This is a genomic window from Kitasatospora sp. NPDC022856 (assembly GCF_055561235.1).
In genome coordinates this window covers 35,423-61,291 of the sequence record NZ_JBVHHE010000030.1, presented here as the reverse complement: position 1 = coordinate 61,291, position 25,869 = coordinate 35,423, and the positions used below count along the sequence as shown (strand labels likewise).

Sequence of the window (25,869 nt, the reverse complement as noted above, 5' to 3'; positions counted from 1 at the left end):
CCACCGGGCGGGGAGTGGCCGCCCGACCCGCCACCCCCGGACAGCCCCAGGCGGCCGCGCCCTCTTCCGAGGACCAGTCACCGCCGAGCCGGCCCCGCTCCCAGGCCCCCCGGCCCGGCCGGGGCCGCGGACCACGAGGGAGAACCGTGAACGGGAGTGCCAACGGGGCCGCCGTCGCCGCACTGTGCCGACTGAGGTTCCACGCCCCCCGGGCGGTGTTCGAACTCGCCGTCCCCGCCGACATCCCCCTGGCCGACCTGCTGCCCGCCGTCCTCGCCCACGCCGATCTCGACCCCGCCGAACCGGGTCTCGACGAACAAGGCCTCGAACACGACGGCTGGGTCCTCCAACGCCTCGGCCACCCGCCCCTGGACGAGGAACTCGGCGCCGACGCCCTCGACCTGCGCGACGGCGAGGACCTCTACCTGCGCCCACGCCGCGACGCCCTGCCCGAGGTCCACTACGACGACCTCGCCGACGGCGTCGCCACCGGCATGCGCGAACGCCCCGACACCTGGCGCCCGGCGCTCACCCACCACACCGCCCTCGTCCTGGCCGTCACCGCCCTGGCCGGCGGCATCGTACTCCTCCTCCTGCCCGGCCCGCCGCAGCTGCGCGCCGGCGCGGCCGCCATCACCGGCCTGTTCCTGCTCCTGGGCGCCCTCAGCGCCTCCCGGGCCGTCGGCGACGCCGCCGCCGGCACCGCCCTCGGCGCCACCGCCGTGCCCTACCTCGCCCTGGCCGGCGCCCTCCTCACCACCGACACCGGACCCTCCGCCACCGGAGCCCGACTCCTCGCCGGCGGCTGCGCCGGCGCCGGAGCAGCCGTCCTCGCCATGGCCGCCGTCGGCTGCTCCGCCCCGCTCTTCCTCGGCCTGGTCCTGTTCGCCCTGCACGTCACCGCCACCGGCGCCCTGCTGCTCACCGGACTGACCGCACCCGCCACCGCCGCCGTCCTCGCCGTCCTCCCGGTCGCCACCGCCGGCTTCCTGCCCGGCCTCTGCTTCCGCCTGTCCGGGCTGCGCCTGCCCGCCCTGCCCCGCAACGCCGAGGAACTCCAGGAAGGCATCGAGGCCGTCCCCGCCGCCTCCGTCCGCTCCCGCAGCGTCGTCGCCGACGGCTTCCTGACGGCCTTCCACCTCGCCCTCGCCCCCGTCCTCGCCGGGTGCCTGACCGCCCTCGCCGGTCAGGACGGCTGGGCCCCCACCGCCCTGACCTGCGCGCTGTCCCTGCTGCTCCTGCTGCACGCCCGCGGCATCGGCGCCATCCCCCAGCGCCTGGCCGTCCTCGTCCCCGGCGCCCTGGGCCCCGCCGTGCTCACCGCCCACCTCGCCGTCGGCCAGTCCCCGTCCGCCCGTCTGGTCCTGCTCGCCGCCCTGCTCGCCACCGGCGCCGTCCTGGCCGCCGTCTCGTGGACCGTCCCGGGCCGGCGCCTGCTGCCCTACTGGGGCCGCGCCGCCGACCTGCTGCACACCCTCGCCGCCATCACCGTGCTCCCGCTCGCCCTCTCCGCCGCCGGCGCCTACCAGGCACTACGCGCCATCGCCGGCTGAACCCGCACCGGCGGCACACCCCACGCCCGGCCCCCGCCCACGCGAGCAACCCCACGCCCCGCCACCGAGGAGAACCACGCCATGCAGTCGAAGCGCGACCAGGTGCAGGCCCACCTGTTCGTGATGGGCCGCCTCGCCACCGGCATGCTCCGCGGCGAACCCGACGCCCCCGACGCCCCCACCGGGCGCACCTCCCGCGGCATCGTCACCGGCATCGTCATCGCCGTCCTCGCCTGCCTGATCGCCGCCGTCTACGGCGTCCTCGTCCCCGGTGGCGCCACCGGCTGGAAGAAACCGGGCACCCTCGTCCTGGTCAAGGAGAGCGGCGCCCGCTACCTCTACCTCGACGGCACCCTCCACCCCCTGCTCAACGAGACGACCGCCCGCCTGATCGCCGGTGAGCAGCTCACCGTCGACCAGGTCAGCGTCCGTTCCCTGGCCGGCACCCCCCGCGGCACCCCGCTCGGCATCCTCGGCGCCCCCGACGGCCTGCCCGCACCCGACCGCCTCGCCACCGCCCCCTGGCTCGCCTGCGCCGCCCTGCGCCCCGGCCCCTCCGGCGCCCGCCGGCCCCAACTGGCCGTCGCCATCGACCCCACCACCCGCGGCACCGCCCTCACCGACAACCAGGCCCTCCTGGTCACCGCCCCCGACGGCACCACCCACCTGCTGTGGCACGGCCGCCGCCTGCGCCTGGACACCCACAACGGTGCCCGCCTGGCCCTCGGCCAGAGCACCGCCACCGCCCAGCCCGTCCCCCAGGCCTTCCTCAACGCCCTGCCCGCCGGCCCCGACCTCGCCGCCCCCGACATCGACCAGCGCGGCACCCCCGGCCCCGACCTCGCCACCCGCCCCACCCGCATCGGACAACTCTTCACCGGCCCCGGTGGCGACCCCTACCTGCTCACCTCCGCCGGACTCACCCCGCTCACCACGATGGCCTTCGAACTGCTGCGCAACGACTCCCGCACCCAGCAGATCGCCTACCAGGGCGCCGCCGTCACCCCCGCCGCCCTGCGCCCCGCCGACCTCGCCGCCCACAGCGCGCCCCCCGCGACGGCCGCCACCCCCACCACCGCCCTGCCCACCACCCCGCCCGAGCTCCTGACCGCCCCCCAGGGCCGCGACGTCTGCGCCGAGCTGCGCCCGGGCGACCCCGCGCCCACCACCGCCGTCACCCTCCTCGACGACACCGCCCTCCAGGGCCCCGCCCCCGCCGCCCAGCCCGGCGTCGAGGCGGCCTGCGCCACCGCCGACACCGTCGCGGTGCGCCCCGGCGGCGGCGCACTGGTGCGCGCCCTGTCCACCGCCGGCACCGGCACCACCCTCTACCTGGTCACCGACACCGGGGTGAAGTACCCGCTGCCCTCGCCCGAGGTCGCCAAACAGCTCGGCTACGGCGAGGTCGCCCCCCCGGGCCTGCCCGAGGCGCTGCTGACCCTGCTGCCCACCGGCCCCAGCCTCGACCCGGCCGCGCTCACCGGCGCCGCCGCCGCACCGAGCCCGGCCGGCCCCGCCTGCCTGCGGTGAACCGCCGCCCCCCGCAGTTCCGTTGAGTCGAGTGAGCCCGGCAGCCGAAGCCGGGCCCGAAGGAAGGAACCCCCGATGGTGGCACCCAACCTGCAGACGGACGACGCGGTCGTCCGGAGTGTCCTGGCGACCCTGGAGACCCACATCGACACGATGATGCGCGCCGCCTCGCAGGTCGAGGCCGTCAACCGCGAGGTCCAGGACCACTTCAAGGCGGCGTGCAGCACCAAGTACCAGGAGAAGATCGCGGACTGGCAGAACCGCTACCAGCAGCTCAAGAACGCGTACCAGTCCTTCCACGGCAGCTTCGCCGCCGGCCACACGCAGGTCAACACCGCCCACGACGAGGCCCTGGCGGCCGGCGGAGGCTGGGGCGGCGCCTCCGACGAAGTCCTGAACGGCCTCAACCCCCGCTGACCCCGGCCCCCTTCAGGCCACCCGACGACCCGACCGAGAGGACCCCCATGGCCAGCATCCTGCTCAACCACGCCAACATCGACGAGGCCGCCGACGCCCTGACCCAGGCCGGCCAGGGCATGCACGCCGCGATGGACGACTGCATGGCCGCCATCAAGGCCGCCGAGGCCCAGCTCAGCGGTGACCTCGCCACCGCCGCCAATGCCTTCTACCAGGCGCTCGCCGACCAGAACAGCGCCATGAACAACGACATCATCCAGGGCGCCGACGTCCTGCGCGTCATGCACGGCCTGCTGCGCGACGCCGACAAGCGTGCCGCGGGGGGCGTCGGCTGATGGCGACGCCGCCGGAGCCCGACTACGGGCACACGCTCAGCGTCCAGAGCGACGACCTCAAGTACTTCGCCGACACTCAGCTCGGCAACTACCTGAAGGTCCTCAAGGACGACCCCGGCTTCAAGACGATGCTGTCCTTCGGCGGGGACGGCGGCGGGGACTTCACCTCCCTGCTGGTGGGCCACGGCTCGGACCAGGTGATGCCCGTCGCAGGCAAGATCAAGACCGACTTCAAGAACCTGGCGACGGGCGTGGCCACTGACCTCAAGACCCTCGGCGTCCAGATGACCGAAGCTCAGCTGAGGATCCGGCTGGCGCTGACGCTCATGGACGCCGCCCACGAGGAGGCCATGACGGCCGCCGAGATGATGGAGGTCCTCACCAAGGTGTCGACCGCCACCGCTCCCAAGGCCGGCGGGCCGAACCCGGGCTGAGCGCCCCGCACACCTACGGAGAGATGGACACCCCATGCCGGATCCGAAGTGGGAGGACGTGCTGGGCTTCTTCGCGTCAGAGGCCCAGCGCTCCGCCAAGATCGTCACCAGGGAGCAGGTCGCCGGCCCCTCGAAGGACAAGCCCTGGCTCAGCCCGATCGACAAGATGGCCTTTGACAACAGCAAGTTCTACAACGGCTCGACGACTCAGGGCGGGGTCTCGGGGATGGGCTCCCCCGACGTCTGGTGGGCGTGGAACTTCACGCACAGCAACATCAACCACCACTTCCGGATCACGCTGAGCGTCAACTACAAGGACTGGGGCAACGACCGCGACAAGCCGCTGTCCCAGTTCATCCACCAGCACGAGGACATCTTCGCCCCGCTGGGCCCCGGTGGCGCCGGCAACGACACGGTCAACCCCGCCAGCCTGCGGTACGCCGCGCAGGGCATCGCGAATGTGCGCACGTGGCTGAGCACCTGGTACCCGCGGGTGCAGGGCTGGGCGGAGAAGATCAACGGGTCGGACAGCGACTGGCAGGGCGACGCGGCCGGTGAGTTCAAGCTCCTGCTCAAGCGGTACGCGCTGGAGATGGAGACCATCCGCCTCCAACTGGACAAGACCCCGTACGAGGCCGACCTCTACGCGGCGGCCGACCAGATCGGGCGCACCATCGGCGGGCTCCGGGACGCCCACTACCAGTGGTACGCCGGCGGGAACGTGTGGCCCTCCCACGCCATCTACCAGGCCCTGTCGCAGGCCCTGACGGGCGTCGTGCCGGAACTCAACTCTGACATGCACTCCATAAAGTCGATCAGCACCCCCCTCGGCGACCCCCGGGAGCAGGGCTTCTACGACCAGCTGGAGATCAGCGCGAAGAACATCTGGCTGGCCAACGTCGAGAGGCAGCTCGACAAGAGGCGCGTCATCCACGTCGTCGACGAACGGCAGGTCGTGGAGGCCGATCCGATGCGAGCGCTGGAGACGGCCTACTCCAAGCTGGACGCCAACTTCCCCTTCGCCTACAGCAACGTGCACCTGGACCTGCCCACCGCGGCGCCGCCCGGCCCGGGGACGGGTGACGGCGGCGGCGGAGCGGGCGGAGGTGCGGGCGGAGGTGCGGGCGGAGGCGCGGGCGGCGGTGCCGGTGACGAGTCCGACCTGGGTGGTGGTGCCGGCGGAGGTGGCGGCGGCGACGGCAAGGGCGGCGGCAACAACACCCACCTTCCGCCGCCGCCCCCGGTCATCAGCCCCGGCGGCGGTGGCGGTGGCGGTGGTGGCGCCGGCCTCGGGGGCGACGGTGCCGGCACGCCGATCCTCGACAAGGACCACAAGCCCGTCCTGGGCGCCGACAAGAAGCCGGTGATGCTGCCCCCGGGCGGCTACATCGGCAAGGACGGCCAGGTGTACGACGCCAACGGTCAGAAGGTGACCGGCAAGGACGGCAAGCCCGTCGTCGTCCCCCCGGGTTCGGACGTTCCGCCGGGCACCGGCGGTGGCATCTACGGGCAGAACGCCAAGGTGCCCAAGGGCTCGAAGGTCCGCGACGACGGGACGGTCATCGGACCCGACGACAAGGAGGTGCTGGACCGCGACGGCAACCCGGTGGTGCTGCCCAAGGGCGGATCCATCGCCGGCGACGGCACGCTGCTCGACTCGACCGGTCGTCCGATCTCCGACATCTCCCAGCGCTACACCGACCGGCAGCACGCCATCGACGCGATGGTCGGCAGCGGCAGTGGCAGCAGCGGGGGTGGGACCGGTGGTGGTGGCGGCATCCGTCCGCCGTCCACCGGGTCCGACTGGAATCTGGACCTCGGCTCCTCCTTCGGCGACTACGGCTCCGCCGGGAGCTCGGCCTCCGCCTCCGGCGGCCTCGGATCCTACGCCGGCCTCTTCGGCGGCGCCGGGGGAACCGGCCTCTCGTCGGGCGGCCTCTCGTCCGGCGGCGGCTCGTTGCCCCGGCTGGTCAGCTCCGGCGGCGGGCTGAGTCCGCAGGCCATCGAGAACAGCGGCGGGCTGGCTCCGGGCGGCAAGACGGCGGCCGTGGCGGCCGCCGAGGCCGCCGCCGCGGAGAAGGCCGCCACGCAGAAGGCCGCCGCGATGGCTGCCGAGGAGCAGGCCGCGATGCGCGGCCGGTCGGTGTCCACCAGCGGCGGCGGAATGCCGATGATGCCGCCGATGGGCGGCATGGGCGGTGGTATGGGAGCGGGCCAAGGCGAGAAGGACCGTCAGCGCACCACCTGGCTCGCCGAGGACGAAGAGGTCTGGGGCACCGAGACCGGCGCGGTCGACGGTGTGATCGGCCGCTGAGCGCACGGCGCACCGGCAGGAAGGGGCGGCGTCCCGGGAGGGACACCGCCCCTGGACAAGGAAACGGAGAAGGTATGTCGCACTCGTTCGAGGACCAACTGAACCAGGCCATGGCCTCGTTGGAGGAGCAGAAGGAGAGGCTGGCCGAGTCGACGCGCAAGATGCAGGCGATGACCGCCTCGGCGACCAGCAAGGACCGGATGGTCACCGCGAAGGTCGGCCCCCAGGGCGAGCTGCTCGCGTTGAGCTTCCACACCACCGCCTACCAGTCCATGGCCCCGGCGCAGCTGGGCGCCGTGCTGAAGGACGTGCTCAACGAGGCCAAGGCCCGGATGGGTGACCAGATCACCGCCGAGATGCGCGGCTTCGAGGGCGTCGGAGAGACGCTGCGGATGGACTTCACGGGCGAGCGCGGTGACGAGGAGGAGGGCCTGTTCGGGATCGGCGGCGGGCTGGACCTGGACGCGCTGCTGGCCCCCCTCACCGCGATGCGCCCCGGCGCCGACCGGACGGTCAAGCCTTCCCGCAACCAGGAGGAGTTCAATGGCTGAGACGCTGCGCAAGGAGGAGGGCCTCAAAGCGGCGTTCGCCAACTTCGACGTCGTGGCGGCCCTGGTCGAGAAGATCAACACGGAGATGGAGGACATCAACCAGAAGAACGTCAAGGCCGGCGGCGGCGACGAGATCGGCAAGCAGTACCACGAGAAGATCGACAAGCCCACGGCCGACCTGTACAGCCTGACGTCGCAGATCCGCAACAAGCTGAAGGCGATGTCCGCGCACGGCCAGGGCACCGCCGACCTCTTCGACGCCACCGACGAACACGGCGCCGGCATGGTGTGAACGGCCGCCGCTAGGGCCTGAGTCAATCCGCCCGCCCCGCACCCTCGTACCGCCAGTCCCGCCCCCGGAGGCCCTGCGCCATGTCCCACTCGTCCATCCACGTCTCCCCGGGTGTGGCGAAGTTCTTCCACATCATCACCGGCATGCCCTGGCCGGAGAGCGACGAGGGGCTGCTGCGGGACGTTCGGGACGACTACCTCGCGCTGGCCCAGGACCTGCCGAAGCTGAGCGAGTACATCCTCGACGCGGTCCAGACCTGCAACACGAGGATGGAGGGCGAGGCCGCCAAGGCCTTCCAGAAGGAGTGGGGGCGGTTCACCAGCTCGGACCCGGCCACCGACCCCCTGCGCAATGCCGCCGGTCTCTGCACCCAGCTGGCCGAACTGGCCGGCAAGGTCGCCAACACCGTCGAGTACACCAAGTGGATGGCGATCGGCCAGCTCGTCCAGCTGGTCATCGAGATCGCCTTCGCCATCGCCTGGTCCATCTTCACCGGCGGTGCCTCCCTCGTGGCGCTGGAGTGGAAGAAGATCCTGACGAGGCAGTTCCTGGTCCAGCTGCTGAAGAAGCTCGCGCAGCTGATCGCCCTGCACGCCTTCGGCGGCATCGTCGGCGGCCTGATCCTGGACTCGATCATCCAGGGCATCCAGTTCAAGCGCGGTGACCGGCACGAGTGGGACACGGAGCTCACCAAGCAGGCGGCGATCTTCGGCGCTCTCAGCGGTGCGATCGGCGGGCCGCTGAACCTGCTGGGCCTGGGCCTGGGCAAGCTGCTCGGCCCCCGCCTGGCCAAGCTGTTCGTGCAGAGCGCCCTCAACGACGTGATCAAGGGGCTGGCCGGGGGTGCCCTCAAGGGGGCGGGCAAGGAACTCGGCGAGGGAGCGGCGGCCGGTGCCCTCAAGGGGATCGGCAAGGGACTCGGTGAGGGCGCGGCGGCCGGAGCTCTCAAGGGGGTCGGCAAGGAGCTCGGCGAGGGCGCGGCGGCCGGTGCCCTCAAGGGCGCGGGCAAGGAGGCCGGTCAGGGCCTGGGCCACCTGCTCGGGAACGAGGCGGCCGAGCGGTTCGCCAGGGGCATCAGCACGCTGCTGAAGGAGAACGCCCAGTACCTGTCCAAGGGCTTCAAGGCCGGGCGCAAGGTGGGCGCCGCGACGGGCGAGAAGTTCGTGCGCCAGCTCGGGGAGCTCTTCGAGAAGGAACTCGGGCAGGAAGTGGGCCACAAGCTTGCCCGGGAGATGGGCGAGGAGGTCGGCAAGCAGTTCGTCCAGCACTCGCTCAAGACGGTGAAGAAGGAGGGCAGTCAGGAGGCGCTGAAGGAGACCCTGGAGAACCTCGCCAAGGACGCCGGCAAGGTCGCGCTCACGCCCGAACTCAAGCTGCTGGTCGAGAAGATTCCCGAACTCGCCGGCGGCGTCAACAGGATGAACAAGATGTTCTACCTCGGGCATGTGCTGGGCAGCCAGATCGAGTCGGGCATCAACCAGTACCTCACCGAGGGCATCTACAACACGATCTACAACGGCGAGTGGCAAGCCAGCGGGATGAGCTTCGTCGGCGGCTTCATGATGGGCGGCATGCGGCACATGATCATGGGCCTGGCCTCGCCGCTGACCCTGCGGTACGCGGACTTCGTCCGCGGCCTGGAGAGCTCGCGCGTCACCCCGGAGAGCGGCGACAACTACGGATACCTCCACCCGCTGACCTTCCTCTCGGTGATCAGCAACATGGGCGGGTACTCGGCGCCGCTCCCGGTGCCCCGGCCCGGGCACATCGACCAGATCGCCGGGACGCGGCTGTCGGGCGGCGACGGGGCCTCGCTCAAGTCGGGCGCCGGCTCGCTGCCGTCCGTCCTCGGGTCCGGGAGCCACCACCCCGCGGAGAACGGCGAGGGCGTCCTCGCCGACCCCAAGGGCAAGACCAGCCACACCTCCTCGGTCGACGGCGGGTGGGACCCGAAGGCCCCCGCGCGACCGGTCGAGACGCAGTCCCGGGGCGACGGCCGGACGGGCGCGCCCGGTTCGTCCTCCGCGTCCCCGGCAGCCCCCGGCCACCGGGACGGCGCCGCTCCCTCACCCGCGCCCAGGACCCGAACGGGTGGCGGGCCCGAGAGCCCCGAGACCCCGAGGTCCGAGAACCCGAGGCCCGAGAACGCCGGCGCCGGGGAGCGCGGCAGGACCGCGACGGCGTCCGCGGACGCCAGCAACCAGGGCAGCACGAAGCCCCAGCCGCAGGCGCCCGCGCCCGACCCGGCGCGCCGCACCACGGTCGTCGACGAGCACGCCGAACCGCCCCTGAGCGAGCCCAGGAACGCGACGGGCGGGCCCGGGGGAGCGGGCGGACGAGCGGGGACGGACAACGGCCCGCAGCCGCAGCCGCAGCCGCAACCGCAGTCGCCCGCGAACGGTGACCGGAGCACGGCCCCGGTGCCGCCGCCCCTGCGCACCAGCACCGACGGCCCCGGCGACGCCACCGCGCCGACCCCGCCCGGCCGCCTCGACCCGAACCGCCCGGACGTACCGGCCGAGGGCTCGAAGACCCCGGACCCCAAGGGCCCGGAGCCCAGGACCCCGGACGTGCCGGTCGCGGACCCGAACCGCCCCGCCCCGAACGGGCCGGTGCCGCCCGCCACCCCGCCCCGCGGTCCCAGGCCCGACGGTCCCACCGACCCGCACGACCCCGACGGCCCGCCCGTTCCCCTCACCACCCACACGCCCTCCGGCCACGCCTACCACCGGGTCGACGCACCCGAGCACGCCAAGGTGCCCGCCGGCGACGAGCGGCGCACGGCCTGGCAGGACAAGCAGCAGGAGCTCGCCGAGCGGCACGACACCGTGCTCGCCGAGGCCGAGGCGAAGGAAGCCCTGCACAGCGAGGTCGAGGAACACCTCATCGAGGGCCACGCCGAGCTGCCCCGGGAACTGCGCGCCCTGACCGGCCCGGGCACCGACGCGTGGCGACGCACCGCCGCCGACGTGCAGAGCGACATCGAGGCCCGCCCGCACGAGCGGGAGGAGATCCTCGCCGGCGCCGCCGACCGCCTGGAGCTGGCCGGCGCCCGCGAACTCGCCCTGCGGATCGCCGTCACCCGCTTCGACCACCTGCTGACCGAGCGCGGCCTCGACCCGGCGGCCACCGGTGGCGACCACCCGAGTGCGGAGATCCGCCGGGAGGTCTCCGAGCGCTTCCGCTCCGACGCCGAACGCGACATCTCCCAGCTGTACGCCACCCGCGCCGATCTCACCCCCGAACGCAACGCCCTGGCCACCCGGGCGCTGGAACACCGGCTGCGCCGGGCCGCCGGGGACCTGGACGTCCGGCAGGCCCGCGCCACGCAGACCGAGCGCATCGAGCGGGCGGTGGAGGACGCCCACGCCGACTGGAAGCGGGAGAACCTCTCCGAGTCGGACCGCGCGCTGCTGGACGCGGTCGGCGTGCCGAAGGACGCCCGGGTGTCGGAGGAGGCCCGCGACCAGGTCGCCGAGGCCATGCGCGAGCGGCTCGCCGAGGTCCACGGCCGCCACCAGGAGCGGACGGCCCTGGACGCCGACGAGAACGAGCCGGGCACCGGCCGCCGGGACGAGGACACGTTCCTGACGATCGAGGACGAGAACGGCGACGACCTCGCCCCCTCCGACCCCACCCGCAGGGGAAGGGACCGGCTCGAAGCCGACTTCCGGGACGTCTTCGAGAGCCACCGCGGCGGCCTGTCCCACGACTTCACCGTCCAGGCGGTCCGCGAGACCGTGTTGAACCGCTCCATCGACGCGGTGAAGGACGCGGTCGGGGCGTGGAAGACCAGTGCCCCCGAGCAGTTCGGCGCCGAGGCGCTGAGCGCACTGGGCCTGGCCGCCGGCCCGTCCGAAGGCGCGGTTGCCGCCGCCCGCGCCCAGCTCGCCCGCCTCACCGACCGCGCGGTCACCGAGCACACCGCCGCCGATCGCGATCCGGCCCGGCTCAAGGAGGAACTCGACCGGCTGACCGACCCGGCCGAGATCAACCGCCTGCTGGCCCTGCACGGCGCTCGTGAGGAGGCGCTGCGCGTCGCCGAGGACACCGCCCGCACCAAGGTCCCGCACGACCTGGGCGGCCCCGACACCGCCGACGGCAGCGGCCGCGGGACGGCGACGGCCGCCTCCGTCGAGACGGCCCTGGGACGGCCGGCGCGCGGCAGCCGCACCGACCGCTCCGAACCGCCGGCCTCCGCCGCGGCCCAACGCGTGCGCGAGGGCTACACCGAGCGGATCCGCGCGGCGTTCGAGGAGAACTTCCGCTCGCTGCTGCGCGACGCGGACGCCGACCACAAGGCCGGCCTGCCCGAGCGGCTGGAGCAGTGGCGCCTCGAACGGGAGCGGCTGACGGAGGGCCTGGACCGACACGTCGCCTTCGAACGCGCCGTACTCCCCGCCCGCGAGCACGCCGCCGCCGGCTACGACCGCCTCGCCGAGAGCCGCAAGGTGTCGGACGAGACCGTCCAGGAGCTGAAGACCCGTTACGGCGGCGAGTTCTTCGACGCCTACAAGGACCACTGGGGTCCGGAGGACCTGAACGGCGAGCACTGGCGCGGCCACGAAGCGGCCAACGAGAACGTCTTCGGCCGCCGCCCGTCCGAGGAACGGCCCGAGCCCAGGGCCGAGGCCGAGACGAAGCCCGAGGTCAGGCCCGAAGCCGAGACCAGGCCCGAAGCGGAGACGAAGCCCGAAGCCGAGACCGGGCCCGAAGCGGAGACGAAGCCCGAAGCGGAGACGAAGCCCGAAGCCGAGACGAAGCCCGAGACCAAGCCCGAGCCGACCCCCGTACCCGGGCCGCTCACCCCGTCCGGCCCCCTGGTCCGTCCCCGGGACAGCGTCCGGGAGCCGTCCTCGGGCACGAAGCGGGACGGGGTCCGGCCCGAGGGTCACGAGCTCGCCGAGCAGGGCGACCGCCGCCCTCACACCCCCGCACCCGAGGACGGGGGGCCCGCGACCGCCGGGCCGTCGCAGGAGCGGGCACGCCCGACGCTCCTGACGACCGGGCAGGACCACGAGGGCACCGGGTCCCGCCGTGAGGTGCAGGAGCCGGTACACCAGGTGCCGGCCGGGAAGGAGCGTCAGGCCACCGAGGACGCCGTCTACCCGGTGGCGCAGCGCACGCCCGCGCAGGCCCCGCCGCCTCCGCCGCCCCCGCCGCCGGGTGGCCCGTTGGCACCCCCGCCGCCGGGCGGTCCGCCGCCCCCGCCGCCGGGTGGCCCGTTGGCGCCGCCCGTACCGGGTGGTGGTGCGGGACAGCCCGTCGCCGCGCCGTTCGTGCCGGTGCCCTCGCACGGGCCGGTCCAGGAGATCCGGGAGCAGCACCGCGCCGAGGACGAACAGCACCTCGCCGCACTGCCGCCGCACACCGGTGGGACGCCGACCGTGTCCCCGGCCGACGCCGCACTCGGGCACCAGCTGAGCGAGCGCTACCCGCGGATCAGCCTGGTCGACCCGGGCTCGCCCGGCAGCGGCCACCAGGTCGCCTTCCTGCGAGTGCTGGAAGGCCTGGCCAGGATGGGCTATTCCGGCGAGGTCCATCTGACCTTCGCGCGCGGCAAGGCGCCGTTCTACGCCGAACGGCTCGGCCGTTCGGCCGACGTGGCGCACCCGCGGCGCTCCTACGAGCTGTTCCACAGTCCGTGGACGGGCGTCCACCAGGGGATGCGGGTGACCGCACACCCGGCGGGAGCGCCGCTGGACGTCGCGTACAACCCGGTCGCGCGGCGGATCGCCGCCGACGTGGAGACGTACTGGAAGTACTTCGCCTGGAGCGGGGCGAGGCCCGAGGGGGCCTGGCTGGACTCCAGCAGGCCGAGCGCACCCGTGCGCAGCCGGTACCTGGGCGACAATCCGCAGATCCAGCAGGACTTCCGGGACTCCGTCATGAGGGAGGACAACCGCGACCGGCCGATCAGTCCTGACCAGCACCTGACCTCCGACGTCCTGACGGCCGGCGCCCAGTCCTCCGGGCAGGGCCGGACGCTGACCGTCTTCGCCGCCCTGGACGCTCCGCACGGCGGGGACACGGCCGGCTACTTCGAGCAGAACCTGACCTCGTCCCTGCGGGAGATGACCGGGGAGCAGGATCCGGACGTCCTGGTCCTGCAGCCCTTCCTGTGGGACAGCCACCCCCGGCAGATCCGCCGCGGGGACGACGTCCTGGCGGAGCTCTGGCACGACCAGGGCGCCACCGTCACCTACCCCTTCCGCCCGCAGCCCGTCCCGGAGGACCTCCCGGGCCACGTCCGCGACCACTGGCCGACGGCCACCGGCGCCGACGACCCGGTTCCGGACCTGGTCGCCGACCTCCTGCGGCGCGCCCAGAACAGCGAGATCCGCCTGGCCACCGCCTACTACGGAGATTCCATCGACGGCACGGTCCGCCACCGGGACATGGCCACCCGGATGGAAGCCGCGCTGCGGGAGGTCCCGGGGCCGCCCCGTCCGTCGGTCGTGGTCCTGCTGGGAGCCGGGCCGAACGAGCGACAGAACCCCGCGGAGCTGCTGGCCGGCCTCCGGGGCCTCTCCGACGCGCCGTCCGACGACCGCGGCGCCCACCAGCTGGGGCTGGGACGCGTGGAACCGGCGGTGATGGAACTGTTCGAGCGGTACTCGACCCTGGTCGTCACCGAGGGCGCCAACACGTGGCAGGAGATCCTCACCCTCGCCACCCCCGGCATCTCGGCCCGCCCGGGCGGCGAGACCCGCCCCTGGACGCTGGCACCGAACGGCACCCCGTCACAGGGCGGCCACCGGATCGGTGAGGCCTCCGCGGCGCTCGCCACCGGGAACACCGCGGAGCTGGCCACGTTCCTGCACGACCTGGACAACCCGACCGGCGAGGTGCGCGAGTACCTGGACGCGTGGCGCGACTCCCTGAGCGCCGACGCCAACGACCAGTTCCGCAGCGCGGTCGAACAGCTCCTCGGCCAGCCGGAACCCCCGGCCGGCGGGAACACCGGGGCGGCGACGGCGGTGCACCAGCCCGCCCAGGCGCCGGCCGGGCCCGCCGCCGTACCCCCGCCGGTGCGGGAGCCGGGCCCGGTCGCGCCGCCGGAGGGCGCGGGCACGGTGCTGCCCGCCTCGTCCTGGGCCGACATCCGCACGTCGGCGCCGCCCGCGCGGATGGAGACGGTGCGTTTCGACCCCCTGGTGCGCGGTCAGGGGGGGCCGGGCGCCATCGCCGGGCCCGGGGTGCGCGAGCAGTACGAGGCCCGGCAGTTGAGCCTGGGCGGGCTGCACGGCGCCGACACCACGATCAGCTACGACGCGCGGCGCTTCGAGGTCCGTCCCGGGCACTGGGTCACCGAGTTCACGCTGAACCTGCACCTGCAGGGGCCGGACGGCCGCCCGCTGCCCGCGCACGAGGCCACCCGGATGCTCGACCGGGTCCGGTCGGTGGTCGACGAACGCTTCAACGAGCGATTCCGCCTGCCCGGCGGGGACCAGGTGCACCTGCGGGTGGACGGCACGCCGGACGCGGCCGGCGCGCACCAGACGGTCACCGTGGTTCCCGGTCGCGAACGCAGCGACCAGATCACCTGGTCCGACGAGAGCCCGCCCGGCGTGCTGCTGCACGAGGCGCTGCACTACCTCGGCCTGCCGGACGAGTACGTCGAACCGGCGGCGAAGCCGGGCGACGCGTTCGCGCTGCGCCGCCGCGACCGATGGGCCGGCGAGAACGGTGTGATGGGCACCTCGGCCCACCGGGACGACTTCACGGTGCTGCCCCGGCACCTGGAGCGGATCGAGGACGTCCTGCGCTCGGGCCCGGTCCTGCGTGACCTGCCACTCGGGCAGGAGCGCCCCCGCCCGGAGACGGTGGACGCGCCACCGACACAGCGGCACCCGGAGACGGTCGAAGCGCCGCTGACGCAGCGGCACCCGGAGACCGAGGGCTCCGGCGCGCTGACCCCGACCGGCAGCGCCACCCGCGCCGGCGACGTCGCCACCAGCAGGGCGCCGAACGCTCCGGCCCCGGTGCACGAATCACGCGTGAACGTGCTGGACGGGGGCCGGCTGTACCACGTCGTCGATGTGCCGGGCGACGGCGACTGCCTGCTCCACGCCGTCCTCGCCGGCGCCCGTGAGCTGGCCGGCTGGCAGCACGGCGACCTCACCGTCAACGGGCTGCGCGAGCTGGCGTCGCAGTGGTTCCGCAGTGACGCCGGCGCCGTGCTGCGCCACAACGCCGACAACACCGGCCAGCGGCCCCAGGACCGTCTGGAACCCGACGAGCGGACCCGGACCTGGCAGGTGTACCGCAGCCCCGGGGACGAGCAGCCGTCGACGCTCTCCGCCGACCAGCTCGGGAACCTGCGCATGAGCGACCTGTACGACATGGGGCTGCGCAACCGGTCCCTGTGGAACACCTCCTTCTACGACCAGGCGCCGGTCATCATCGCCCACGCCCTCGGCATCCACCTCGTGGTCCACCAGGGGAACACCCGCGCCGCGTACAACTCCGACGTGCAGGGCCGCGAGGTGCACGTCTACCGCGATCCCGGCGAGGGCCTCGCCGCGCACTACTCGGCGCTGCGGCCCGACACCCGGGCGCCGGTGGCGGTGGAGACCACCCGCCCGGTCGACCCGCAGGTGGCGAACGAGCTGGCCGGCCGCGTCAAGCCGGACATGGTCGTCGTCACCATGGAGCCCGGGCAGCCGGTCTTCCGGGTGACCGATGCCGTGACGCTGCGGGGGTACCTGATCCAGGGCAAGATCGGCGCGGTCAAGAACAAGGAGGGGTGGTCCCAGCTGGGGCCCGGGCTCTACACCGGCCACGACTTCGGTCACGCCGCCGCCTACAGCGACACCCTCTCCAACCTGCCGGTGGTCATGGAGTTCGCCCTCTCCCGCGGGGCCACGGGCCTGAAGGTGGAGAACATCACCCAGAACTGGACGGACAAGGAAGTCCCGCAGACGCTCGCGAAGTACGACTTCCTCACCGACGGGACGCAGTTCAAGTTCCACCCCCGCTTCTACGACGGCCTCCTCCGGGAAGGGACGCAGCCCGCGGACAAGCAGAGCGGCCTGCGGATCGCCGGTCTGAAGGTGAAGGAGGGCGAAGCGCTCTGGAACCACTACCGGACCGAGGACTTCGTCCCGGAGTTCGACGGCTACCTGATCAAGGCGCACCAGGACAAGGCGGCCCAGCACCCGCGGAGCCAGGACGCGCCCGGCCCCCTCCGCGGGCCGGATCCGGTCCCGATGAACGCCGTCCTGGACGCCGCCCCGCCCGCCTCGCCCGGGGACCTCAGGCGCATCGCCTACCGCGAGCACGCCGAAGCCTTCGAGCGGCGGCTCGCCACTCACCTGCTCCAGCGCGAGGACGTCCAGCGCGAGGTCAAGAAGGTCGTGGACCTGGCCTGGGCCATGACCACCGGCGACAAGGACAAGGTCAAGTTCGGCTCCAGGAGCACGGGCACGACCGGCATGGTCGGTACCGACCGGCACCTGCTGCAGGAGGTCGTCGACCGCGGCAACCTCCGGGAGCGCATGGCCCTGCTCTACAACGGCTACACCTCCAACCACTTCGCCAAGCTCGTCCGACAGCGTCAGCTGCCGCGACCGGAGCAGCTGACGCGGGAACGGGCGGACCGCCACGACATCGGTGCCGAGGTCGTCAACCCGTTGACCGCGGAGATCAAGAAGGTCTACGGGGAACTGCTGAAGGGGCCCGTCGGCGAGTCCCAGCAGGAGGCGCCATTCGGATCGTTCCGCACCGACGAGCCGTACGGGCCCGTCATCGACCGCATCCGGGACGACTACGCCCAGCGCCGGAGCGAGCAGATCGGGGACTGGAACCGCAAGCAGATCGTCGAGGGCGCGCAGAAGGCGGCGGAGCGCCGGGCCAGGAGCATTCTCGAAACCGACCGCAACCCCCTCGACGTCAACCCGCCGCTGGGCCGGGGCGAGTGGTACAGCGCCGTGGACAAGGACGGCCGGCTCGGTTGGCAGCCGGGTGCCAAGAGCTTCCACTACAAGCTCGGTTCCAAGTTCCAGCAGGACGCCCACGAGAGCGGGGGACTGGTCGTCAGCGGCACCTCCGGCACGGCCTTCGGGATGCTCCAGGCCGTCAAGGAGCTCGCCAGGACGAAGGAGGGCAGAGCGGCCCTCGCCGACATGAAGGCCGAGCCCGTCGACTTCGAGCTGTTGAGGCTGGGGCTGCTCGGCTGGATGGTGGAGTCGGACGACCACACCTTCCACGAGATCATGACCGGTTCCCGGTTGTTCTCGGAGAGCCTCACCCCGGAGGAGCGCGCGGACCCGAACCTCGCCAGGACGGACCTCGCCTACAACGACACCTACCACCGCTACCGCTTCCTCGCCCCGCTGACCGAGCACGAGCTGCGGACGGACGTGGCGCCGGAAGGGCGCTTCCCGGACGAGCACCTGGTTGGGGACTGGTCACTCGACGACCTGGCCGACCCCCATCCCGACCCGGACCCCGACCCGGACCGCGTCCCCGACCCGGGCGGCGACCTCCACCGGCCGGCCGGCGCGCCGCCGGTCCCTGTCGATCCGGTCGCGGTGGACCTGGCCCGGCGTCACCTCACCGCCGCGGCCGAGAACCCGGCACTCCGCGAGTTCATGGGGCGGATCAGGAACGGCGCGTTCACGAGCAAGCGCGACGACCAGGGCATGCTCCGGATCCGTGAAGGGGAGCGGTACGAGGCCCTGCTCGGAGACGTCCAGAGGTTTCTCGATCACGCGCAGGCGATCCCCCCGGCTGGGGCGCAGGAGGCGGGGGGAGCCCTGCGTCTGTACCGGGCGGTGCGGATGGACCCCCAGGGCCGCGAACGGGACGTCTTCACCGAGCTGCTGCCGTCGTCCACCTCGTTCGACCGGGAGTTCGTCCAGGACTGGATGTCGAACGGGGGCGGCGCCGACAACTACGCGCTGTTCGAGATCCACGTGCCGCAGTCCCATCCCATGCTGGCGCTGTCGTTCCCGCCGGGCCACTCCAGGGCCGACGATGACCCGGAGCCGGTGAACGAGAAGCAGTCCGAGGTGACGCTCGGACCCAGCCGCCTGACGGTGATCGCGCGGGAGGAGGACGGCCGCTTCCACGTCATCTCGGCGGACGCCGAACCCCTGTCGGTCGACGACATCCGGACCGAGGTCGAGAACTGGTCCAGCGACATGTCGATGCCGGACGCGTTCCAGGCGTTCACCCGGTTCTTCAGCGAGGGCTCGCTGCGGACCGCCTACCCCTACGACCTCAAGCCCCACCACCGCGTCACGGAGTCGTGGTCGGCGGACGGCCTCCAGAAGACCGTCAGGATCGAGCACCCGCACGAGCAGTTGAGCGGACAGTTCCTGGAGGTGACGATCAGCCACCAGGGCGAATCCGTCTCGGTCCTCTGGCGTTCCAGCGAAGACACCCCACCCGATGGAGGCGAACCCTACAGGCGGGACCCGCTGGTCTACCGCGCCGCGACCATCGGCGAGGTGAGCGGGAGCCTCCGCGCGCAGACGCTGGCCGAGAACGCCAGCTTCGAGTCGCTCGACCTCCCCTACGACTGGTTCGATTTCGACGGGGAGTTCGAGACGCAGGACGTGCCGAGCGTCCTCGACCACGGCTCCGACCGGCTTGAGCCCTTCACCGAAGGCGAGCTGGTGACCCACGCGATCGTCGGCGAGGACGGCGTCACCGTGGGGCGTTCCTTCCACACCGGGGAGGACTTCGGCCTGCGCCGGGAGACGCACCTGAACTTCCCCTCGGAGCGGACGGCTGCCGAACACCAGGTCGCGAAACCGGACTTCGCACCGCAGCGGGCCGTCCGCCCCGACGGCGGCTTCGACTGGGCGGCCGTCCATCGGGGCGAGAACAAGCCCGGCGAGCGCGACGGCGAGGACGCGGACGTCCAGGTGCCGTGGGATCCGAAGAGCAAGCCGTACTTCGCCAACCTGCACGGCGCCGGGAACTGGTTGAAGGTCGCCGTGCGCACGCCGGCCGGCACGGAGGGCTACAAGTCCGTCTCGTACAGGGACTTCGGCGGCATGCTGAACCGCCGGGCGAGCCTGTCCGCGCGGGCGGAGGAGTCGCCGGTCGTGCTGCTGGCGTGCGAGGCGGGCCTGTCCAGCGTGAACCTGGGGCTGATCGCCGACGCCACCGGACGTACCGTGCACGCGACGACCGGCAAGACCTACGTCGCCAAGGAGGCCGACGGCAGCACCAGGCTGGTCCAGCTGCGCCAGCCCGGCCAGGACCGCCCCGAGTTCGTCACCGTCCACCCCACCGGCAAGGACACCGGCGGCGACCCGGGCACGGCCGCTCACCGCACCGTCACCGAGACCACCGCCCCGCACGGGACCGACGAGAACACCCCCACCGTCCCCACCGTCATCGACGCCCACGACGAGATCACCGTCCTGGCGGAACACGGCGAGAGCACCGCGCCGGCCGCCCAGGACGGGAACGCCCGGCCGCCGCTCGACGGCGGGCCGATGCGCCTGACGGACCACCCGTCCGACGTCCCGATGCGCATGCCCGGCCCGGACGCCCTCGACCCGTTCCGGGCCGAGCGCGCGGGGGACCAGCTCGGCGACCTGCGCCGGCGGCTCGCCGACCTGCCCGAGGGCAGCCCCGAACGCCGGCAGCTGCAACGAGAGATCGACCGGACGCAGGAGAGGCTCCGGTCCGCCTTCACGACCTTCCTCGACCACGACGGGAGCGACCTCGCCGCCGCCGCGCGGGTACGTGAGCAGGAGATCGAACAGCTGCGGACGCAGACGCCGACCCCGGGGACCTGGCAGGAGGACCACCGGCGCCGGCAGCTGGACACGCTGGAGCTGGAGGTCCGCGCACTCCAGGCCGAACTCGACCGCCACGCCCTGGACACCGAGTCCAAGCAGCGGATGGTCCCCAGCGCGCGGGACCTGGCACTGGTGGCGCACCTGCGGGAGCCGCAGAAGCACCCACTGGAGGATGGGGCACACGAGTCGGCGCTCCTGGACCGCCTCACCGGCGCCCGAGTCGACTGGACCGCCCTGCACCCGGTCCAGGCGGCCGCCCTGGTCATGGTCGAACGCAAGGCGATGGCCTTCGAGCAGCGCGATCGCGCCCTGCTCACCGAGCGGCTGACCGCGCCCACCGGCGAGTGGCGGTGGGCGGCGAAGTACCCCCGGGACACACCTGAGGCGGTCGACCGGCTGATCACCGACGTCGAGAACCACATGCGCGACACCATGTACATCGCCACCAACTTCCACTTCGACCAACCGCTCAACGCCAACCGCCAGACCACCTTCGGCACGTCCGGCCGCGGCTTGGGCGGGTGGGGATCGAAGTCGAAGACCCTGCTGGACAAGCTGATGGCCGACAAGCAGGGGCTGTTCCGCAACGCCTGGGAGACCGGCGCCTCGCAGGCCGCGGTCGTCCCCTCGCGCCGCGGCGGCGTCGAGGAGCACTTCGGCTACGCGCCCGCTCTGCGCCGCAGCCACGACACCCGCCACCTCTACCAGGACACCGGCAGCGACGACAGCCGGTTCAAGCCCGCGAAGGACGACCGCGGCCTGCTGCCCAAGTACGGGGCGCTGGTCTCCGACCTGCAGCCGTTCGGCGTGGCACGCCGCTACGGCGCGTTCGCGCTGCACTGGTCCGACGACATCCGGGGCCGCGTCACCCACACCCCCAACGACTCCTGGACGGCGCGCGAGAAGGGCGCCCTGTCGGTGACCTCCGACTCCCACCTGCTGCCGTTGCTGCTGTGGGGCGAACCGGCGATGGTCGAACGGGTCTTCGGCGAGGCGACCGGCTTCCGGCACGACCCGGACTTCGGCGCGCGGATGCTCACCGAAGGCATGGACACCAACAGCTACTTCGAGACGCAGATCCACGGCCCGCTGTCCTGGCGCGACCTGCGCCACGTCGTCATCAGCCACCAGCGGCCGAGCGACACCCCCGTCCCCCGGCGCGACCAGCAACTGCCCACCCGGGAGCGGGCCGAGGAGATCGCCGACAAGCTCCGCGCGTTCGCGGCCAAGAAGGGCCACACCTTCACGGTGGAACTGCGCCCGGCCGGCACCATGCCGGAGCGCAACCGCCCGCAGGACGTCCTGGTCCCCACCGCCGCGCCCGCCCCGGCCCCGCAGCCGCACCCGGGTGCCGGCGCCGGCCTGACCACCAGCGGCAACGACCAGGTCCACAGCACGGCCGAGCAGCTCGTCGGCCAGCCCGAACCCCCGGCCGGTGGGAACACCGGCGCGACGACGGCGGTGCGCCGGCCCGCCCAGGCTCCGCAGGTTCCCGAGCAGGCTCCGCCGCAGAGCGCCCCGCTGCCCCCCGCCGTCCAGCCACCTGCCGTCCAGCCACCTGCCGTCCTGCCGCCCGCCGTCCTGCCCCCCGCCGCGAACCGGGACGTCCCCGCCACCCGGACGGGCCTGCGGATGGCCTCCGGCGCGTTCGTCGGGGACGAAGGACGGAACAACAACCGCCCGGCCGACGTCCTGGCACTGAACCGCCGACTGGAGGACCTCGGCGCCGTGGCACCGGACCGGGCCGAACAGGTCCGGCAGGACACGGAGCCGTTGCAGCGCCGTATCGAGGCCCGGGCCAGGAACCGCAACGCCCCACCGCTCAGGCTGCCGGTGCCCCCGGCGACCGTCGAGCCGCTCGTCCGGGCCACGGCCGAACACCTCGCCTCGCCGCTGGTACCCGAGCACGCCGGCGCGCTCGGCCTGACGCTCTCCGCCAGTGTCGGCCCCGGCGGTGCCAACCGCAGCGCGGACGTGACCGCGGTGGGCCGCAGGCTGCACGACCTGGACCTGCTCGCCGGCACCGACCACAGCGCCCTCGACCACCCCGCCGACGGCGGCGCACTGCCACCGCCCGTCCTGGACGCCCTCCTGACGCTGCGCGCCGACCACCTGGCCGGCCGCTTCGACCTGCCCGCCGCGGAGGGCGGCCGGCAGCTGGCGCAGGCCATGCACGGCCTGTCCGAGCGCGGGGTCGTCCTGGACTGGCGTGCCTCGGGCGCCCTCGACCTGGAGCGCACCGCCTTCGCGGACTGGGCGCTGGAAGGCCCGGCGGACCAGCCGCCGCCGCTCGCGCAGGACACCACGCTCAACTGCTGGGAGTCCGTCCTGCTCACCGCCCACACGGCCGGGCTGATCAACTGGGACCGGATCCACGACCTCTACGCGGCCGACCTGACGGGCCCCCAGTGGACGGCCAACCTGATCGCCGGCCTGCTGCCGCACACCAGGACCACCTACGACGCGAACGATCCGCACACGCCGCTCCCGCGTGCGGGCGACATCGTCGTCTTCGGTCGGGGCGACCACGTCGCCGTCGCCACCGGCCGCACGGATGAGCACGGCGCGCCGCGCCTGCTGAGCTTCGGCGTCAGCCCCAAGGACGACCCGGCCGAGGTCAACCGGGTGATCGAGCTCAGCGCGCCGGACCTCTACGTGGGCCCCGCCGAGTTCGGACCCGGCCCCTGGAGCGAGCGCCCGGCACCCGACCAGGTGGCGTCGCAGGAGTCCGCGCACCCGGAGGCCGCGCTGACGACGGTGCCCGACGCCGGGCACTTCGGTCCGGGTCCCGAGCACACGCCGGCCGCGGACCCGCCGGTCACCGGCCGTCGCGGCGAGCTGCGCGAGGCGCTGGTCCACCACGAGGCCTCGGGCGCCTACCGGCTGGACGACCCGGCGGTCGGCGAGCAGGCCCGGCAGCGGATGGCCGGGACACTGGACCGCTTCCCCACCGACGAACGCTTCCTCACCGTGGCGATGCACACCGGCCCCGACGGCGTGCCGCGCTGGCAGAACACCCGGGTCACCGAGGGCGAAGTCGCCGACCTGCTCGCCTCGTTGTACGAACAGCGGGCCTGGGACGGGAACAAGCCGGTGCAGCTGGTGGCCTGCTCGTCGGCCCGCGAGGGCGAGACGTCGTTCGCCGCCGGCGTGCTGCGGGAGCTGCGCCTGCGCCTGCCCGGCCTGGACCTGGAGGTCTACGCCCCCAGCGGCCTGGCCTGGTTCGCGCCCCCGGTCTCGGGGCCGTTCCGCAGCGACCCGCACGGTCCCGGGGCGCTGGTGGTCGCCCGGCAGGTCGCCTTCGACAGTGCCGGCCGTCCCGTCCTGGTGGAGGGCGGCGGCTGGGTGAGCCTGACGAGCCCGCGGGACGCGTCCCCCGACGCCCCGCCCGTGGTGCGCACCGTCGGCGCCCACCTGCCGGTGAACGGAACCCTCCCGCCGCGTTCGGAGCCGGCGCCCGAGGGCTATACCGTGATTCCGGACCGGTCCGCGCCGAACGGAAGCCAGTTGGCGTCGCACAGCGACGCGGTGGCGTTCTCCGGACGCCGGCGCAAGGGCGGGATCGCGGACTCGGACTCGAGTTCGGACTCGGGCTCGGACCCGGGCGAGGGCCCGAGCTCGGGCAAGCGCGTCCGGCCGAACGATCCCTCCGATTCGGACGAGGAGATGGTGTCGGACGACGACACCGGCAGTGAGCTCGCCGATTCGGCGGAGGACTATCGCGACCTCCTGCGGGTGGTAGGCAGGCGTTCCGACCAGCTCGCGGCCTTGTGGGGGAGGGCCGAGGTCGGCAACGCCCCCGATGCGGTCTTCACCCGGATCAGGGCCGAACGCGATGTGCTGACGGCCGTCCAGAACGTCGGCCTGGTGCACTCGGTGCGGGCGGCCGACGCGCTGCTGGGGCTGCTGAACCACGAAACGGAGAACCGGCGCCAAGACCTGACCGACCGCCGCGACGCCCTGGCCGAGCACGCCGTCCCACTGCCCTCCGCCGACCGGTTCCAGGCGCTCCACACCGAGGTGATGGGCCGCTACAACCCCGAGGGCGGCAACCTCGCCCAGAACTGCGAGTTCCGGGCCCACGCCCTGTCCGAGCTCATCGCCGCGGCAGACCCGGGGATCGGCCGCCAACACCTCGCCAAGGTCTGGGCCTATCCCGCTACTGAGCACGGGCGGCTCCACCCGGACCACGAGTGGAACCACCACGTCGCGGTGCTGGTCGAGACAGCGGGAGAGAGCCGGGTGATCGATCCGCTGCTCTTCCCCGACCGTGCGGTCCGGTTGGCGGACTGGCAGGCGGTGCTCGCCATGCCAGGGCAGGGCGCACCGCTGACGCACCGGGCGCCGTGGGAGTTCTTCGGCGCCCCGGACCGCGAAGGCCGGCTGGACACCGAGTCCGCTGCTCTGATCGACGGGGCGACCAGGCAGCAGATCGACGGCTGGAAGCGCCAGGGCCCGACCTCGGTGGACGGCGCGCACGTCTTCGGGGACGCCGACGCCAAGAGCACCGACGCCAAGAGCACCGAGTCCAAGAGCACCGAATCCAGGAGCACCGACACCCTCACGTCCGACCTGGTCGAAATGGCGCTGTCGGGCAAGCGGACGGCGGCCGACGCGGACGGGGAGGGGAAGCCGGAGGAGGCGACGGAGGGCAAGGGCAAGGACAGGGCCGAGGACACCGCCGAGGACACCGTCGTGAAGCCGGACCCCGACACCGTGGAGGTGGCGAGGGCGGTACTGGACGACTCCCTCCTCGCTCCGCTCTTCGCCGGCACCGACGTGACCAAGACGTACGCCGTCATCGGCCTGGAGTTGAAGGGCGACAAGAGCTGGCAGACCACGGAGGCCGTCACCAACGGCAGGGACGAGTCCATCAACGGCAGCCGGTCGCTCCAGGCCGCCGACCGCTGGGCGCAGGAGAACGGCCTGAGGACGCAGCGCTACGACGCCGAGGTGAAGGGGCTGGCGAAGGCCTACCAGCAGATGAAGGACTGGGGCTTCGCGCCGGTGCCGTCTTCCGGCAAGCTGCCGGAGAAGGCCGCCCTGCGGCCCGGTGCCCAACTGCCGCCCCAGCCCGAGGGTGTGCTCACCGTGCTCTCCTCCCGAGGCACGTGCGCGAGCTGCAAGGAGGTCGTCAAGGACTTCCGGGAGGCGTTCCCGAAGGTCAGCACCTACGTGGGGTACACGATCGCCGCCAAGCAGAAGTCGACGTCCTCGGACCAGGAGCGCACGTACACGAGGGATGGTAAGGAGGTACCGGGCACCATCGAGTACGGCTGGAAGCAGACGTCCAGGCTCAACTCCACCAGCGCGTACCTGCCCAAGGGGAAGGACATCGCCTTCAAGTACTTCCCCGCGAAGGACGGCGAGGCCGCCTGGAACGAGAGGCTCGCGGACAGGGCGGCCGAGGAGGCGGCCGCGGCACGGCGGGCGGCGGAGGCCGAGGCCCTGAACGTGATCGACGGAGCGGTCAGGCCGAAATCGGCGGAGAGGGTGATGAAGTTCGTCGAGGACTACACCGGTACGGAGGACGACTTCGTCACGCAACTCGACAAGCACATGAAGAGCGGCTTTCTGGCGTGGAAGCTCACCCCCGAACTGCGAGCCGCCCTCCCGCTCTGGTTCAAGCGCAACCCGCGGCCGGCCATCAAGGGCAGCAGCTGACCGGCTCCGCGCCCC

Annotated in this window: 9 protein-coding genes; all 9 read left to right on the top strand. The window is 73.1% G+C overall.

Annotated elements, in window-relative coordinates:
- The first annotated feature begins 146 nt into the window (after positions 1-146).
- Complete coding sequence (gene eccD, locus ACZ34W_RS29745) at positions 147-1,553, top strand: type VII secretion integral membrane protein EccD (protein WP_465608480.1); 1,407 nt, start codon at positions 147-149, stop codon at positions 1,551-1,553.
- 81 nt (positions 1,554-1,634) lie between these two features.
- Positions 1,635-3,083 (top strand): type VII secretion protein EccB, encoded by a 1,449-nt coding sequence (gene eccB / locus ACZ34W_RS29740; RefSeq protein WP_465608478.1) that lies wholly within the window; start codon positions 1,635-1,637, stop codon positions 3,081-3,083.
- A gap of 75 nt (positions 3,084-3,158) precedes the next feature.
- Positions 3,159-3,500, top strand: coding sequence for a hypothetical protein (locus ACZ34W_RS29735; protein ID WP_465608476.1), 342 nt, complete (start codon positions 3,159-3,161; stop codon positions 3,498-3,500).
- 47 nt (positions 3,501-3,547) lie between these two features.
- Positions 3,548-3,835 (top strand): hypothetical protein, encoded by a 288-nt coding sequence (locus ACZ34W_RS29730; RefSeq protein WP_465608474.1) that lies wholly within the window; start codon positions 3,548-3,550, stop codon positions 3,833-3,835.
- Positions 3,835-4,269, top strand: a complete 435-nt coding sequence (locus tag ACZ34W_RS29725; protein WP_329489374.1) for a hypothetical protein — start codon at positions 3,835-3,837, stop codon at positions 4,267-4,269. Before ACZ34W_RS29730 ends, ACZ34W_RS29725 begins: the two co-directional genes overlap by 1 nt.
- Before the next feature lie 34 nt (positions 4,270-4,303).
- Positions 4,304-6,583, top strand: a complete 2,280-nt coding sequence (locus tag ACZ34W_RS29720; protein ID WP_465608472.1) for a hypothetical protein — start codon at positions 4,304-4,306, stop codon at positions 6,581-6,583.
- Positions 6,584-6,657: 74 nt separating this feature from the next.
- Positions 6,658-7,134: a YbaB/EbfC family nucleoid-associated protein gene (locus ACZ34W_RS29715; RefSeq protein ID WP_465608471.1), complete on the top strand. Its 477-nt coding sequence runs from the start codon at positions 6,658-6,660 to the stop codon at positions 7,132-7,134.
- Positions 7,127-7,426, top strand: a complete 300-nt coding sequence (locus ACZ34W_RS29710; protein WP_465608470.1) for a hypothetical protein — start codon at positions 7,127-7,129, stop codon at positions 7,424-7,426. Before ACZ34W_RS29715 ends, ACZ34W_RS29710 begins: the two co-directional genes overlap by 8 nt.
- 80 nt (positions 7,427-7,506) lie before the next feature.
- Entirely contained in the window at positions 7,507-25,854 is an 18,348-nt protein-coding gene (locus tag ACZ34W_RS29705; RefSeq protein ID WP_465608469.1) for a WXG100-like domain-containing protein, read from the top strand.
- Positions 25,855-25,869 lie beyond the last annotated feature (15 nt).

Excerpts from the sequence above, each read along its gene's own strand:
- eccB (WP_465608478.1), top strand. The coding sequence starts at position 1,635 with ATGCAGTCGAAGCGCGACCAGGTGCAGGCCCACCTGTTCGTGATGGGC.
- ACZ34W_RS29735 (WP_465608476.1), top strand. The coding sequence starts at position 3,159 with ATGGTGGCACCCAACCTGCAGACGGACGACGCGGTCGTCCGGAGTGTC.
- ACZ34W_RS29730 (WP_465608474.1), top strand. The coding sequence starts at position 3,548 with ATGGCCAGCATCCTGCTCAACCACGCCAACATCGACGAGGCCGCCGAC.
- ACZ34W_RS29725 (WP_329489374.1), top strand. The coding sequence starts at position 3,835 with ATGGCGACGCCGCCGGAGCCCGACTACGGGCACACGCTCAGCGTCCAG.
- ACZ34W_RS29720 (WP_465608472.1), top strand. The coding sequence starts at position 4,304 with ATGCCGGATCCGAAGTGGGAGGACGTGCTGGGCTTCTTCGCGTCAGAG.
- ACZ34W_RS29715 (WP_465608471.1), top strand. The coding sequence starts at position 6,658 with ATGTCGCACTCGTTCGAGGACCAACTGAACCAGGCCATGGCCTCGTTG.
- ACZ34W_RS29710 (WP_465608470.1), top strand. The coding sequence starts at position 7,127 with ATGGCTGAGACGCTGCGCAAGGAGGAGGGCCTCAAAGCGGCGTTCGCC.
- ACZ34W_RS29705 (WP_465608469.1), top strand. The coding sequence starts at position 7,507 with ATGTCCCACTCGTCCATCCACGTCTCCCCGGGTGTGGCGAAGTTCTTC.